16 protein-coding genes are annotated in these 13,388 nt (G+C 68.7%); 2 read left to right on the top strand and 14 right to left on the bottom strand.

Annotated features, from left to right (window positions below):
- Positions 1-43: 43 nt before the first annotated feature.
- The 5 genes from E2F49_RS06615 to E2F49_RS06595 all read right to left on the bottom strand — a co-directional run bounded on the left by E2F49_RS06615 (position 44) and on the right by E2F49_RS06595 (position 5,474).
- Positions 44-1,327: a cysteine desulfurase gene (locus E2F49_RS06615; protein ID WP_133393084.1), complete on the bottom strand. Its 1,284-nt coding sequence runs from the start codon at positions 1,325-1,327 to the stop codon at positions 44-46.
- Complete coding sequence (gene sufD / locus E2F49_RS06610) at positions 1,324-2,565, bottom strand: Fe-S cluster assembly protein SufD (protein ID WP_133393083.1); 1,242 nt, start codon at positions 2,563-2,565, stop codon at positions 1,324-1,326. The genes E2F49_RS06615 and sufD overlap by 4 nt, the downstream gene beginning before the upstream one ends.
- Positions 2,565-3,401, bottom strand: a complete 837-nt coding sequence (sufC, locus tag E2F49_RS06605) for a Fe-S cluster assembly ATPase SufC (protein ID WP_133393082.1) — start codon at positions 3,399-3,401, stop codon at positions 2,565-2,567. The genes sufD and sufC overlap by 1 nt, the downstream gene beginning before the upstream one ends.
- A 125-nt stretch (positions 3,402-3,526) precedes the next feature.
- Positions 3,527-4,987, bottom strand: coding sequence for a Fe-S cluster assembly protein SufB (sufB, locus tag E2F49_RS06600; protein ID WP_133393081.1), 1,461 nt, complete (start codon positions 4,985-4,987; stop codon positions 3,527-3,529).
- A gap of 16 nt (positions 4,988-5,003) precedes the next feature.
- Entirely contained in the window at positions 5,004-5,474 is a 471-nt protein-coding gene (locus E2F49_RS06595) for an SUF system Fe-S cluster assembly regulator (protein ID WP_055249121.1), read from the bottom strand.
- Positions 5,475-5,646: 172 nt separating this feature from the next.
- Here E2F49_RS06595 and E2F49_RS06590 point away from each other — a divergent pair, with 172 nt between their 5' ends.
- Complete coding sequence (locus E2F49_RS06590) at positions 5,647-6,138, top strand: SET domain-containing protein (RefSeq protein WP_133393080.1); 492 nt, start codon at positions 5,647-5,649, stop codon at positions 6,136-6,138.
- Positions 6,139-6,318: 180 nt separating this feature from the next.
- Here E2F49_RS06590 and E2F49_RS06585 read toward each other — a convergent pair whose 3' ends face one another.
- The 8 genes from E2F49_RS06585 to E2F49_RS06550 all read right to left on the bottom strand — a co-directional run bounded on the left by E2F49_RS06585 (position 6,319) and on the right by E2F49_RS06550 (position 11,640).
- Positions 6,319-7,014: a hypothetical protein gene (locus E2F49_RS06585; protein ID WP_133393079.1), complete on the bottom strand. Its 696-nt coding sequence runs from the start codon at positions 7,012-7,014 to the stop codon at positions 6,319-6,321.
- Positions 7,004-7,564 carry a DUF1439 domain-containing protein gene (locus tag E2F49_RS06580; protein WP_133393078.1) on the bottom strand — a complete coding sequence of 187 codons (561 nt, stop codon included), beginning with the start codon at positions 7,562-7,564 and terminating at the stop codon, positions 7,004-7,006. Before E2F49_RS06580 ends, E2F49_RS06585 begins: the two co-directional genes overlap by 11 nt.
- A 76-nt stretch (positions 7,565-7,640) precedes the next feature.
- Complete coding sequence (locus tag E2F49_RS06575; RefSeq protein ID WP_133393077.1) at positions 7,641-8,075, bottom strand: hypothetical protein; 435 nt, start codon at positions 8,073-8,075, stop codon at positions 7,641-7,643.
- A 233-nt stretch (positions 8,076-8,308) separates the two neighbouring features.
- On the bottom strand, positions 8,309-8,860 hold the full coding sequence (locus E2F49_RS06570) for a hypothetical protein (RefSeq protein ID WP_133393076.1): 552 nt from the start codon (positions 8,858-8,860) through the stop codon (positions 8,309-8,311).
- A gap of 42 nt (positions 8,861-8,902) precedes the next feature.
- Entirely contained in the window at positions 8,903-9,538 is a 636-nt protein-coding gene (locus tag E2F49_RS06565; protein ID WP_133393075.1) for a M23 family metallopeptidase, read from the bottom strand.
- A 103-nt stretch (positions 9,539-9,641) separates the two neighbouring features.
- Entirely contained in the window at positions 9,642-10,283 is a 642-nt protein-coding gene (locus E2F49_RS06560; RefSeq protein WP_133393074.1) for a tellurite resistance TerB family protein, read from the bottom strand.
- A gap of 409 nt (positions 10,284-10,692) precedes the next feature.
- Positions 10,693-11,097: an HU family DNA-binding protein gene (locus E2F49_RS06555; protein WP_133393073.1), complete on the bottom strand. Its 405-nt coding sequence runs from the start codon at positions 11,095-11,097 to the stop codon at positions 10,693-10,695.
- 126 nt (positions 11,098-11,223) lie between these two features.
- Positions 11,224-11,640, bottom strand: a complete 417-nt coding sequence (locus E2F49_RS06550) for a DUF2784 domain-containing protein (protein ID WP_133393072.1) — start codon at positions 11,638-11,640, stop codon at positions 11,224-11,226.
- A 126-nt stretch (positions 11,641-11,766) separates the two neighbouring features.
- Between E2F49_RS06550 and E2F49_RS06545 the strand changes: the two genes are divergently transcribed.
- Complete coding sequence (locus E2F49_RS06545; RefSeq protein ID WP_055249101.1) at positions 11,767-12,201, top strand: OsmC family protein; 435 nt, start codon at positions 11,767-11,769, stop codon at positions 12,199-12,201.
- A gap of 259 nt (positions 12,202-12,460) precedes the next feature.
- Here E2F49_RS06545 and E2F49_RS06540 read toward each other — a convergent pair whose 3' ends face one another.
- Complete coding sequence (locus E2F49_RS06540) at positions 12,461-13,339, bottom strand: PhzF family phenazine biosynthesis protein (protein WP_133393071.1); 879 nt, start codon at positions 13,337-13,339, stop codon at positions 12,461-12,463.
- Positions 13,340-13,388: the final 49 nt, after the last annotated feature.

The raw sequence follows: 13,388 nt of genomic DNA, 5'->3' as shown, positions 1-13,388 counted from the left end.
CGTCTGCAGGCCTGCGGATCGATGCCGCCATCTCGCGCATCGCTCAACCGAGCAGCGTGCGCACCCTGCGCAGCGCGGCGACGAAGGCGTCGATCTCGGCGTGCGTGTTGTAGAACGCAGGCGAGGCGCGGCATGTCGCGGCGACACCGTAGAACTGCAGCAGCGGATGCGCGCAGTGCTGGCCGGAACGGATCGCGACGCCCTCCAGATCGAGCAGCGTGGCCAGATCGTGCGCATGCGCGCCTTCGATCAGGAACGAGACCACCGCGGCCTTGTCCGGCGCAGTGCCGAAGATGCGCAGGCCGTCGATCTGCTGCAGCGCCTCGGTCAGGTGGGCCAGCAGTTCGGCTTCGCGGCGCTCGACGTGGTCCAGGCCCAGCCGGTCGAGATAGTCGACCGCCGCGCCAAGCCCGACGAAGCCGGCGATGTTCGGCGTGCCGGCCTCGAAGCGGTGCGGCGGATCGTTGTAGACCGTCTTCTCGAAACTGACTTCCTTGATCATCTCGCCGCCGCCCAGGAACGGCGGCATCGCCTGCAGATGCTCGCGGCGCGCCCACAGCGCACCGGTGCCGGTCGGCCCGCACATCTTGTGGCCGGTGAAGGCATAGAAGTCGCAGCCGATCGCGGCGATGTCGACGCGGCGGTGCGGCACGGCCTGCGAGCCGTCGATGACGGTGACGATGCCGCGCTTGCGCGCCTCGCGGCAGATCTCCCGCACCGGATTCACCGTGCCGAGCACGTTGGAGACGTGGGTCAGCGCCAGCAGTTTCACGTCGGACGTCATCGCGCGGCGCAGCGCGTCGAGATCGAGCGTGCCGTCCTCCAGGATCTCGGCCACGCGCACGGTCGCGCCGGTGCGCTCGGCGATCAGCTGCCACGGCACGATGTTGGCGTGGTGCTCCATGCGCGAGACGAGGATCGTGTCGCCGGCCTTCAGCCGCGGCAGCGCCCACGAATACGCGACCAGATTGAGCGCGAACGTCGTGCCACTGCACAGCACCAGTTCGTCGCTGCGGACGTTGAGGAAGCGGGCCAGCTTGCCGCGGGTGCCCTCGTAGGCGTCGGTCGCCTCGGTGCCGAGCTGGTGCACGGCACGGCTGACGTTGGCGTTCTGGCGGCGGTAGAACCCGTCGACCGCTTCGATCACCGGCGCGGGCTTCTGCCCGGTGTTGGCATTGTCGAAATAGATCAGCGGCTTGCCGTGGACTTCGCGCAGCAGCAGCGGGAAATCCGCGCGGACCGCGTCCCAGTCGACACTGCCGTCGCGTCCGGCCGGCGCGCTGGGCGCGTCGAAGGGCGGTGTCACGGGCGGCAGCGCGGTACTCATGCCGTGACCAGTCCGGCAACGGCGCCGTCGAGCGCGGCTTCGGCCTGCGCGCGCAGCGCGGTGTCGGCGATGGTCGACAGCGGCTCGCGCACGAAGGCCGCGGTCAGCACACGCTGGGCGTCCGCCTGCGGCAGGCCACGCGAACGCAGGTAGAAGAGGGCATTCGGGTCAAGCTGTCCGACGGTCGCGCCGTGCGCGGCCTGCACTTCGTCGGCATGGATCACCAGTACCGGCTGGGTGTCGATCTCGGCGGTGCTCGACAGCAGCAGATTCTTGTTCGACAGGCGCGCGTCGGTGCCGTCGGCGCCGGCATCGATGGTGATGCCGCCGTGGAACACGACGCGGCCGCGCGCATCGCCGATGCCGCGCCACTTGAGTTCGCAGGCGGTGTTCTTCGCGACGTGGCGGATGCCCAGGCGCGTGTCGACGTGGGCGCGACCGCCGGCCAGCAGCACGCCGTTGGCGGTCAGGCGCGCATCGTCGCCGAGCAGACGCACGTCGAGTTCGTGACGCGACAGCGCGCCACCGGCCTCGACGTCGACGCGGGTGTAGACCGACGCGGCCTGCAGTTCGGCATCGGTGCGCAGGAAGCTCGTTGCGCCCGCGCCACGGTGCTGTAGCCGCACGTGGTGCAGTTCGGCACGTTCCGCGACACGCAGCGACACGATCGAGTTGTCGAGGTGGCGGTGCACGCCCGCATCGAGATGATGTTCGACGACGGTCAGCGTGGCGCGCTCGCCCAGCTCCACGTGATGCCGCAGATGCCAGGCGAGATCGCCCTCGGCCGGTGCACCGATGCAGACCAGATGCACGGCAGGCGCGATCCGCGCATCGGCCTCCACCGTGATGGACACGCCGGCCTCGGCCAATGCGCCGTTGAGACGTGCGAACACCGCATCGGCGCGGTCCTCGATCGCCGGCAGCGCGTCCACATCGGACAGCGTGCCGATCGACAGGCCCGGCACGGCGGCGCCGAGGTCAGACAGCGCCGCAGACAGGCGTCCGTTGACGAAGACGATGCGCGGCGCCGGGATCGACGCGACGAGGCCTGTATCGACGTCGGCCACATCTGGCGACGGCGCGACGAAGCTGCGACGCTCGAGCGCGCGCAGCGAGGTGTACTTCCACGATTCGCTGCGCGGGCCGGGCAGGCCGGTGGCGAGGGTCGTGTCGAGCGCCGCACGGCGCGCGGCGTCGCCGTCGAAGCCGGCGGTGAGGGAGTCGAGCAGGGCGCTCATCAGGCAGCGTCCCGGCCCGTCGGCGTAGCCGCCGTGCGTTCATCAGCGCGCGGACCAGTGGTCCGCAAACGCGTTTCTTCACCCTCGGGCGCCACGCGGTCCTTGACCCACTCGTAGCCCTTCTCTTCGAGCTGCAGCGCCAGCTCCGGGCCGCCGCTCTGCACGATGCGGCCGTCGGCCAGCACGTGCACCACGTCCGGCTTGATGTAGTCGAGCAGGCGCTGGTAGTGGGTGATCACGATGAAGGCGCGATCCGGCGAGCGCAGCGCGTTGACGCCGTCGGCGACGTGCTTGAGCGCGTCGATATCGAGGCCCGAGTCGGTCTCGTCGAGGATCGCCAGCTTCGGTTCGAGCACCGCGAGCTGGAAGATCTCGTTGCGCTTCTTCTCACCACCCGAAAAGCCTTCGTTGACGCCGCGATGCAGCAGGCGGTCGTCGAGGTGCAGCACCGACAGCTTCTCGCGCACCAGCTTGAGGAACTGCATCGAATCGAGTTCCGCCTCGCCGCGCGCCTTGCGCTGCGCGTTGAGCGCGCTGCGCAGGAAGTAGGTATTGTTCACGCCGGCGATCTCGACCGGGTACTGGAACGCGAGGAACACGCCGGCGGCGGCGCGCTCTTCGGGTTCGAGTGCCAGCAGGTCCTGGCCGTCGAACGTCACGGTGCCGTCGGTGACCTCGTAGCCGTCGCGGCCCGACAGCAGGTTGCCCAGCGTCGACTTGCCGGCGCCGTTCGGGCCCATGATCGCGTGCACTTCCCCCGGCTTCACGTCCAGCGAGAGGCCCTTGAGGATTGCGCGCTCGTTGATGGAGGCGTGGAGGTTGTCGATCTTGAGCATGGAAAGGCCGTGATAGGTGATTCGTAATGGGTGATTCGAGAAGGCAGGGCGGTCGTGGATTCGCGGGGGCGGTGCTCTTTCGAATCACCAATCACCCATCACGAATCACATCGCCGATAGGCGACTCAGCCGACCGAACCTTCGAGCGACACGTCGAGCAGCTTCTTGGCTTCCACGGCGAACTCCATCGGCAGTTCGCGGAAGACCTGCTTGCAGAAGCCGTCGACGATCAGGCTGACCGCGTCTTCCTCGCTGATGCCGCGCGAGCGGCAGTAGAACAGCTGGTCGTCGCTGATCTTCGATGTCGTCGCCTCGTGTTCGACCGTCGCACCGGGGTGCTTGACCTCGATGTACGGGAAGGTGTGCGCTCCGCAGTCCTTGCCGATCAGCAGCGAATCGCACTGGGTGTAGTTGCGCGCACCCTCGGCGCCCGCACCCACCTTGACCAGGCCACGATAGGTGTTCTGGCCGCGGCCGGCGCTGATGCCCTTGCTGACGATCTTCGACTTGGTGCGCTTGCCGACGTGGATCATCTTGGTGCCGGTATCGGCCTGCTGGCGATGATGGGTCAGCGCGACGGAGTGGAACTCACCGGAGGAATCGTCGCCCAGCAGCACGCAGGACGGGTACTTCCAGGTGATCGCCGAGCCGGTCTCGACCTGTGCCCAGACGACCTTGCTGCGATCGCCGCGACATTCGGCACGCTTGGTCACGAAGTTGTAGATGCCGCCCTTGCCGTTCTCGTCGCCGGGGTACCAGTTCTGCACCGTCGAATACTTGATCTCGGCGTCTTCCAGCGCGACCAGTTCGACGACCGCCGCATGCAGCTGGTTCTCGTCGCGCATCGGCGCGGTGCAGCCTTCGAGATACGACACGTAGGCCTTGTCCTCGCAAATGATCAGCGTGCGCTCGAACTGCCCGGTGTGGCCGGCATTGATGCGGAAATAGGTGCTCAGCTCCATCGGGCAACGCACGCCCTTGGGAATGAAGACGAAGCTGCCGTCCGAGAACACGGCCGAGTTCAGCGCGGCGAAGTAGTTGTCGCCCACCGGCACCACGCTGCCGAGGTACTGCTTGACCAGCTCGGGGTGATCGGCGATGGCCTCGGACATCGAGCAGAAGATGATGCCCTTCTCGGCAAGTTCCTTCTTGAAGGTCGTGCCGACGGACACCGAATCGAACACCGCGTCGACGGCCACGCCGGCGAGCTTGGCGCGTTCGTGCAGCGGCACGCCGAGCTTGTCGTAGGTGTCGAGCAGTTCCTTGGGCACGTCGTCGAGCGAGGCGTACTTGGCCTTCGGCGCGGAGTAGTAGCTCACGGCCTGGAAATCGATCGGCGCGATCGACAGCTTGGCCCAGTGCGGCACCGGCATGGTCAGCCAGTGGCGATAGGCGGCGACGCGCCATTCGGTCATCCACTCGGGCTCTTCCTTCTTCGCCGACAGCGCACGGACGACGTCCTCGTCGAGGCCCGGCGGGAAGCTGTCGGACTCGATGTCGGTGACGAAGCCGGCGTCGTAGCGACGGCCGAGCTGCTCGTGGATCTCCCGGTTGGTGTCCGGGATGTCGATGATGTCGGTGGCCATGGGGGCTGCCTACTGTCTATGCGCGGGCGAGGCGGGCGTCGATGCGCTTCGCCCCACCGGCGGTGGAAATGGAATGCGGTTGCGGCCCGTCACCGAGCATCTGCGCAAGGCTGACCGCACGCAGAGCGTCGGCCACCACGTCGTTGATCCGGCGCCAGTTGCCACGGACGCCGCACTGCCGGGAAATGGAGCACTGGCTGTCGTGCAGGCTGCACTCGGTCATCGCTAGCGGACCTTCCATGGCCTCGACGATCTCCACCAGGCTGATCGCGGCGGCGTCGCGCGCCAGGCGATACCCGCCGTTGGCACCGCGGAACCCTTCGACTAGGCCCGCCTGCGCCAGCGGCTTGAGCAGCTTGCTGACCGTCGGGGCCTCCAGGCCGGACTGCTCGGCCAGTTCAGCCGCACTCATGACGTCCTGCGGCCGTGCGGCGAGCACGGTCAGGACGACGGTGGCGTAATCGGTGAGCTTGGTGACGCGAAGCACGGCGTGGGGCGACCGGGGGGAGTCGGATGAAATCGGACCGGAATTGTACGCTTTTGCGCCGGCAAGCTCAAACGCTTGCGGGCGTGGTGTTCAGCGCACCGGTCGCGGCCACGCTGGCGGCGCGTGGGGATGTTGGACACAATGCGACGCTCATCCAGACGCGGACACCGCAATGCCGAAGCCGAAGAAGGCCAAGACGCCCAAGAAGATCGAAGCGCGTCTGTCGAACATCCACGGCAACGGCGTGTTCGCCACCGACGCGATCGCCAAGGGCGAGCGCATCGTCCGTTACAAGGGCCTGCTGCGCACGCACGACGAGGTCGACACGCAGTACGGCGACATCGACGAGAACGGCCACACCTTTCTGTTCACGCTCAACGACGACTACGTCATCGACGCCAACCACGACGGCAACATCGCGCGCTGGATCAACCACAGCTGCGCGCCGAACTGCGAGGCGGTGGTGCAGGAGGATCCCAAGGACCGCCGGCACAAAGACAAGGTGTTCATCAAAGCCACGCGCGACATCGCCGCCGGTGAGGAGCTGGCCTACAACTACGGCATCACCCTGGCCGAGCGGCACACGCCGGCGCTGAAGAAGCTCTGGGGATGTCGCTGTGGCTCCAAGGACTGCACCGGGACGATGCTGCAGCCGAAGAAGTAAGCGTTCTCCTGCGCGGGAACGGCGCAGGGGCGTCGGTGCCTGACGGTCCGCAACGCGACTGACTCGAGCTGGATTGAAGCTGCGGTCACCCGCGCCTCGCCCGCGTTGCGGGAGAGGGCTTCGATTCCCCGCGATGCCAGTCAGGACGTCAGTGAGTCCCGACGTCGCGAACCCGCCGAATCAGGGCGAAGCGACTTCCCGCAGATCCGCCGACGCGATCCGCCAGCTGCGCTGCGCGTCGCTGGCGCCGTCGACGACCGCGCGACGCAGCACGTAACGCCCTTCGAAGCGCCGGCTGCTGCCGTCGCTCTGCTGCGCGCGCAAGGTCACGGGAATCTCGATGAAGCGCGAGCCCGCCGCGCCTTCCACTGCGCCCGGCGTCCCGATGTCGACCATGACCACTGAGGTCTCGCCGAAGCCGGCCGCGAACTGCTCGGGAGACTGGCCGCTGGCGCGACCGCCGTCCGACCACAGTGCGTAGGCGCGCGGATAGTCGAGCGCGTTGATCGCGGCGTAATAGGTGCGGATGACCGCCGATGCTTCTTCCGGAGTCGGCTCGGGGGCCATCGCGGCGGGCTCGCCCGGCACGCCGGCGAGGCCGGTTTCCGGATTGTCCTCGAGCGGCAGCAGCGCATCGCCCTCCGGCACCTCCGGCTGCGGCAGTTCGCCGCCGAGCGGCACATTGCCCGGGCCGGGCTGGCCGGTCAGTCCGGTGACGCCGCCGGCGGACGCCTGCGGTTGCGGCAAAGCGGTGTCCGCCGTCTGCCCGGGCAGGGCGGCAGTCTCGTCTTCAGCGTCGCGACCGCCGCATGCACCGAGCGCGCACGCCAGCGCCAGCGCGATGGCCACCCGGCGCGCGGCACGCTCAGCGCGCAAGGTGCACCACCACGCGACCGTCGGTCACGTCGACGTTGCCGATGCTCTTGCCCGACGGCAGCTTCGACAGCAGATCGTCGTCGAGGCGATAGACCGGTTCGCTGCGCGCGTACTCGGCCAGCAGGCTGTTGACGATGCCGCGCGCGCCGCCCTGCAGCAGCGCGTTCGAGCCCGGCAGGCCGAACTGCAGCAGCTCCGGATTCTCCAGATGCAGGCCGCGCGTCGAGGGGTCGTAGCGCAGGCCGCTCACCAGCGCCAGATGGCCGGGGCGGCTGTCGGCACCCACGCCATCCACACCGATGTCGAAATCCAGGCGCAGGCGGCGGTCGCCCTGGGGAATCGTCAGGCGCGGTTCGTCGAGCGTGACCGAGACCAGCCCGCCGAGCTTGTCGAACGTGCGCGGGAACCGCGTGTCCAGCTGCCGCTGCAGCTGCGGCGCGCTGAAGGCGACCTGGTCGTTGAGCCAGGCCGAGACCACACCGAGCGACGTACACGCGGTCGCGACCAGCAGCAGACAGAGCGCGGGAAAGAGGTACAAGGGGCGACGCATGCTGCGCTCCAAGAAGGCGATGGACGCACCCTACGCAGGTGCCGTGAATGCGGGATTAGCGCAAGCGGAAGCGCCGTCAGTCCGGCGCCGGCGCCAGCACTCTGCGATGCGGCTGCAGCCAGGCGAGCAGCAGGCCGAGCAGCAGCATCGCGATCACGTCGAAGCCGATCTGCTTGAGCGCGAGCGACAGCGGAAACGGCTGGCCCGCGTGCGCCAGCAGATGCCACGGCACGAAGGACACCAGCGCGATCGCCAGCCCGAAGCGCGCGCCGTGCCAGCGCTTGCTGCGATCGGGCGGCGGCAGCCAGCGGTACAGCCAGGTCATCGCCAGCCCCAATGAGGCATAGGCCAGCAGGATCCAGCCGATCTGCGTGTTCGCGTCCGCCTGCGGGCGGAAGAGGTGGGCGAGGGCGAGATAGTCGGCGCGCAGCAACACGCCGTGCACGATGAAGGCCAGCGCGAGCGCCGTGGCGGCAATCGTGAAGCCGCAGATCCAGAACCGTTTGTCCATCGTGCAATGTCCGGCGAGTTTCCCACCCAGCTTAACGCCGTCGCGGTGAGAACCTGCTCAACGTCCGGCTGCGCTTGCGGGGTGACGCCCGGCCGGCGCGCGCAGGTGCTCCGGAACGCAGCGCCGGGCAGCGTGTGTCGCTGGCGCGAGGGGTGGCCGCCCTTGCAAGCGGCATGCATCTGCCTGCACGAACGCAGGCTCATGCACCCCGCCACGCGTCATGCGGCCGGGCATTACGGATTTCGCGCCGGTGCCAGGGGATCGACGGACGCGCCGGTGATGCGCCAGCCGTCGGCCTCGCGACGCAGGTCGTAATGGCCTTCGTAACGCTTCAGCGGTCCTTGGACGCCGACCCGCAGGCGCACCGGAATGCGCAGCTGCGTCGGCACCGGGGCGGTGTCCAGGGGTGCGGGCCGGCCGTTGTCGACGCGCACGCCGGTCACGCCCTCGAGTGCGCGCAGGTCGGCTTCGCCGTGCGTCGCGGGGCGGCCGCCGGTCCACACGGCGTCGGCCTCGCTGCGGTCGGTCTTGAACAGCGCGGCCACGTAGGCGTGCAGCGCCGCGACCGCTTCGGTCATCGCTTCGTTGCGTGCGCGCACCGTCTCCGCGTCGAGAGCGGATGCGGCCGTGTCCGTTGCGGGCATCGCGGGACGCGCGTCATCCGCCGTCGTTACACCATCGCGCAGCGCCTTCTGCTCTGCGCGGCGCATGCCGTCCTGCACGGCGACGGCGATGCACAGCAGCACGATCGCGGAAATGACCAGCCACCAGGCGCGATGCGACATGCGAAGAGATCCCCGATGCCGCGGATGCGGCGCAGGCGGATGCTAGCGCGCGTCGTCGTCCGCGTCCGTATCGTGCGCGCGCAGCAACGGCAGCGGGTCGAGCGCGCCGCCCGGCCCGTAGACGCCGTAGTGCAGGTGCGGCGGCGTGCCGCGCGCATTGCCGGTGTCGCCGACGACGCCGAGCGCATCTCCCGGACGCACCAGATCGCCGACCTCCAGCAATTCGGCGAAGCCGTCGAGATGCGCGTAGTAGTGGCGCTGGCGACCCGGTCCCATCACCCAGACCTGCTTGCCGCCCAGCCCGGCCTCGCGCAGGCCGACCACCAGACCCTCGGTCGCGCTGCGCACGGTCGTGCCGCGGGGCGCGAAGATGTCGACGCCTTCGTGCCTGCGATCGCGCCCGCGCGGCGCGCCGAAGGTGTCGGCGATGCGCTGCGCGCGGACGCCATCCACGGGTACCGGCAGCGAGGTCGGCGCCGGTGCGGACGACAGGGTCGCGATCGCGCGCGGCTTCGCCATGAAGGGCTGGTGCCAGGCCCAGTAGCCGGCTGCCGCAAACAGCGCCGCCCAGAACACGAAACCGAGTGTCGCGCGCAGCTGCGGGGTGTAATCGCGGCGCGGCGTGCGTGCGGGCGGTGTTGCAGCGGCGGACTCGGCGTCGGGGGTGCGTTCTGACATGCGTCCAGCCTCGCAGGCGGGATGCGAAGCCGGGGTCAGCGTGCAGACTCCGGACGCGGAACGGCCTGCACGTGGCAGGCCGTTCCGGACGCACGCCGCACGATCAGCGCGCTTCGGTGCTCGCCTTCACTTCCGCTTCGAGACGCGTCTTGAGCTCGGGGGCGAGCTTGAGCTGGCGCGCGAGTTCGTCGAGATAGCTGCGCTCCATGAAGTTGGTCTCGTCGGCGACCAGCACGCTCGCCAGATACATTTCCGATGCGATCTCCGGCGTGCTCGCCGCACTGGCGACCTCGGCCGGATCCAGCGGACGCTCCAGCTCGGCATGGATCCAGCGCTGCACATCGGCGCCTTCATCGATGCGCTTGAACTCGCCTTCGATCAGTTCGCGTTCGCGCGCATCGACGTGGCCGTCGGCCTTGGCTGCGGCGACCAGCGCCTTGAGGATGGCCTGGCTGTGCATGTCGACCTGCGGGGCGGGCAGGCGGTCGACCGTCTGCGGCGCTGGCGCGGCGACCCCGGCCTGCTGCTTCTGGTAATCGCCGTAGGCCTTGTAGGCCATCACGCCGATCGCGGCGAGGCCGCCGTAGGTCGCCAGCTTGCGGGTCTTGCGGTTCTTGCCCAGCAGCAGGCCCAGCGCACCGCCGGTGGCCGCGCCCTTGCCGAAATCGGCGTTGAGCAGGCTGCTGCCGGGCTTGCCGCCGGCCTGGGAGGTGAGCAGGTGATTGAGAAAACCCTGGAAACTCATCGGTCGACATCCGGTAGGGAAAGAGCGGCGCCGAGCTTGCGGCGGTCTGCATTCAACCTGCGTGCACGGTGTGCGACAGGTGGCGTTTCTCTGGATCGGGGCTTGTGTGCGTGTTCGCAAGTGGGGACACGTGCTCGTGTGTAGTGCCGGACCAGGGATGCATCGCTCGGGCGTCTGTCGGGTACCACGCCCGGTCGCGGCCCGATATCCGCCTGGTGGTCGTGGCACCCGACAGGCGCTGGACATCTCCATGTCGGCTGATCGGAAAGCGCAGCGCGACCTTGGCGCGGGAATGACCAGCCAGAACGGGCTTGATCGGCGTTCCCTGAGGTGTACCGAGACGAGCCTCCCCGAAACGAAATCGGGACGGCCAAGGCCGTCCCGATCGAAGAACCTTTGTCGCCTGGAATCAGGCAGCAGCGTCCTTGAGCTTCTTGAGCGGGCGCACCTTGACCTTGACCGAGGCGGGCTTGGCGGCGAACCACTGCTCTTCCTTGGTGAAGGGGTTGATGCCCTTGCGCTTCGGCTTGGCCGGCACGCTGACCGAGGTGATCTTCAGCAGACCCGGCAGGGTGAACGAACCCGCGCCCTTCTTGCTGATCGAACCGTGCACGGCGCCTTCGAGCGCTGCGAACACCGAACGCACGTCCTTGGCGGCAACGCCGGTGGACTCTGCGATGTGCGCGACCAGGCCCGACTTGCTCAGGGCTTCCTTGATCGGCTTCGGTGCTGCCGGCTTCGCGGCGGCGGCCTTCTTCGGCGCAGCGGCCTTCTTGGCCGGGGCTTTCTTGGTGGGGGCCTTCTTCGTTGCCATGAGTGTGTGGTTCCCTCGTCGAATTTGGTTGATGTGTCCTGGCCGAGCGACCCGGCAAGCGGAATGTAGGGCATCGCGACACGCGCGCCAATAGGAAACCGCAAAAAAACAGGGCTTTTGGAAACGTCACCCGGCCTGCGCGCGGCGACGCTCCGGCGGCCAGCGGAACCATGCCGCGGCGACGACCAGCACCAGCAGACTGTAGGCGGCGACGAAACTCCACCACGGCGCCTCGAAAAACAGCACTTTCGACAACCAGTACGAGACGAACGAACCCTCGTACGCGGGTTGTCCGGCGCGCATGCGCAGCCACTGCTCCCAGATCGTCAACGGGCACAGACGCCCCAGCCAGGCCTGCACGGCGATCACGACGACCAGCCCGACATGCAGCCAGCGCAGCCGGGATGCGCGCACCCAGCGCCAGCCGCGAAAGCCGCCGACCGGCACTATGAGCGTCATGCCGATGACGAATACCGCGATGCCGACATGGAGTGTCAGCACGATGTCGGCGAGCACGGCGGCAAGGGCAGGCGACAGCGGCATGGCCGGATCATCGCGCGGCCGACGTCAAGGCCGCGCGTGTTGCGACGCGTCACGCGGACGCGCGCGTAACGCGGGCGGCGTTACCGTCTGCGGCCCACTCACGATCACGTACGAGGAGCACTGCGCATGGGTATTTCCCGCCACGCCACCGCCCGCTGGACCGGCGACCTGAAGTCCGGCAAGGGCACGCTGTCCACGCCGCAGAGCGGCCTGCTGTCGGACACGCGCTACGCCTTCGGCACCCGCTTCGGCGACGAGAAGGGCACCAATCCCGAAGAACTGATCGCCGCCGCGCACGCAGGCTGCTTCACGATGGCGCTGTCGGCCAAGCTCACCGAGGCGGGTTTCCCGCCGGAGTCGCTGGACACGCGCGCCGATGTCGACCTGTCGATGGACGGCGGCCCGCAGCTCAGCGCGATCCATCTGAAGACGCGCGCCAAGGTGCCGGGCATCGAGGCGGCGAAGTTCCGTGAGATCGCCGACGACGCCAAGCAGAATTGCCCGATCTCGAAGGCGCTGTCGGCGGTGCCGCTGACGCTGGACGCCGAACTCGAGGGCTGATGGATTGAAAACACGCCGCGCCGGAAAATCGGCGCGGCGCTTTGCTGTCTTCTGTAGGAGCGGCTTTTGCTTCGTAGGATGGGTAGAGCGCGGCGAAACCCATCAGCGTTTTGTTGGGCGCGCGCCAGAGCAGCAGGCGAAGCGACGACTGGGCCGGAAGCGAAAGGCCAGCTCCCGGTCATCGCCGCCGCACGCGGGCGCAGGGCAACGATGGGTTTCGCTGCGCTCTACCCATCCTACGTCGTGGCTAGCAGGCGTTTCAGCGCCAGTCGATCGTCCCGCGCACCACGGTCTGCACGCGACCGCCCGACCAGACATCACCGTTGTCGTCGACGTGTAGTTCGATGATCGCGTCGTGTCCGACCTCGCGCCCCTGGCTGATGCGGTAGCGGCCGTTCTGGCCGGGCAGGGCATCGCGATCGGCCAGCCACGCGGCCAGCGTCGCATTCGCGGCGCCCGAGGCCGCGTCTTCGAAATGCCCGGTCGAGCCGACCAAGGCGCGTACCGCGAGGTGGTGCACGGGATCGTCTGAGCGCGCGAATGCGCACAGGCCCATGCTGCCGGTGGCGTCGGCGAGTGCGCCGATCGCGTTCCAGTCCGGCGTCGCCGCACGCAGGTCCGCTTCGCTGGCGAGTTCGGCCAGCCACCAGCGGCGGCCGCCATCCATCAGCACCGGCGGCAGCGTGCCGAGCGGCATCGCGGCAAGCACGTCGCGCAGCCGGGGATCGTCGGCCGATGCGGTCTCGACGACCGACGCGCGCGGCGTGCGCACGGCGATCGTGCGCGTAGGGCCGTCGCCGACGACTTCCAGCGGCAGCTTGCCGGCAATGCCGTCCTGGACCAGCAGGCCCTCGCGGGGCACGGCGAGCCCGGCTTCGAGCACGACGTGCGCGGTGCCCACGCTCGGGTGCCCGGCGAACGGCACCTCGCGGCGCGGCGAGAACATGCGGATGCGATAGCTCGCATCGCCGGACGTGGCCGGCAGCACGAACGTCGTCTCGGGCAGACGCGTCCAGCGGGCGATGGCCTGCATGCTGGCGTCGTCGAGGCCTTCGGCATCGAGCACCACGGCCAGCGGATTGCCGGCGCCGGGCCGGTCGGCGAACACGTCCACCTGGACGAAGCGGCGAGATGTCATGGCAGGGGGCGTCACGCGGCGCGACAGTGTAGCGGCAGCCTTGAAACCT

This window comes from Luteimonas terrae, from assembly GCF_004358165.1.
GTDB classification, from domain to species: Bacteria; Pseudomonadota; Gammaproteobacteria; order Xanthomonadales; family Xanthomonadaceae; genus Luteimonas; species Luteimonas terrae.
The sequence above is the reverse complement of the archived record's forward strand: the minus strand, read 5'-3'. Positions and strand labels throughout refer to the sequence as shown.

Bases quoted from the DNA above. Each gene is read 5' to 3' on its own strand.
- E2F49_RS06575 (WP_133393077.1), bottom strand. From the start codon at position 8,075: ATGGACAAACGGTTCTGGATCTGCGGCTTCACGATTGCCGCCACGGCG.
- E2F49_RS06580 (WP_133393078.1), bottom strand. From the start codon at position 7,564: ATGCGTCGCCCCTTGTACCTCTTTCCCGCGCTCTGTCTGCTGCTGGTC.
- E2F49_RS06565 (WP_133393075.1), bottom strand. From the start codon at position 9,538: ATGTCAGAACGCACCCCCGACGCCGAGTCCGCCGCTGCAACACCGCCC.
- E2F49_RS06540 (WP_133393071.1), bottom strand. From the start codon at position 13,339: ATGACATCTCGCCGCTTCGTCCAGGTGGACGTGTTCGCCGACCGGCCC.
- E2F49_RS06550 (WP_133393072.1), bottom strand. From the start codon at position 11,640: ATGCCGCTGTCGCCTGCCCTTGCCGCCGTGCTCGCCGACATCGTGCTG.
- sufB (WP_133393081.1), bottom strand. From the start codon at position 4,987: ATGGCCACCGACATCATCGACATCCCGGACACCAACCGGGAGATCCAC.
- sufC (WP_133393082.1), bottom strand. From the start codon at position 3,401: ATGCTCAAGATCGACAACCTCCACGCCTCCATCAACGAGCGCGCAATC.
- E2F49_RS06570 (WP_133393076.1), bottom strand. From the start codon at position 8,860: ATGTCGCATCGCGCCTGGTGGCTGGTCATTTCCGCGATCGTGCTGCTG.
- E2F49_RS06560 (WP_133393074.1), bottom strand. From the start codon at position 10,283: ATGAGTTTCCAGGGTTTTCTCAATCACCTGCTCACCTCCCAGGCCGGC.
- E2F49_RS06590 (WP_133393080.1), top strand. From the start codon at position 5,647: ATGCCGAAGCCGAAGAAGGCCAAGACGCCCAAGAAGATCGAAGCGCGT.
- E2F49_RS06555 (WP_133393073.1), bottom strand. From the start codon at position 11,097: ATGGCAACGAAGAAGGCCCCCACCAAGAAAGCCCCGGCCAAGAAGGCC.
- sufD (WP_133393083.1), bottom strand. From the start codon at position 2,565: ATGAGCGCCCTGCTCGACTCCCTCACCGCCGGCTTCGACGGCGACGCC.
- E2F49_RS06545 (WP_055249101.1), top strand. From the start codon at position 11,767: ATGGGTATTTCCCGCCACGCCACCGCCCGCTGGACCGGCGACCTGAAG.
- E2F49_RS06615 (WP_133393084.1), bottom strand. From the start codon at position 1,327: ATGAGTACCGCGCTGCCGCCCGTGACACCGCCCTTCGACGCGCCCAGC.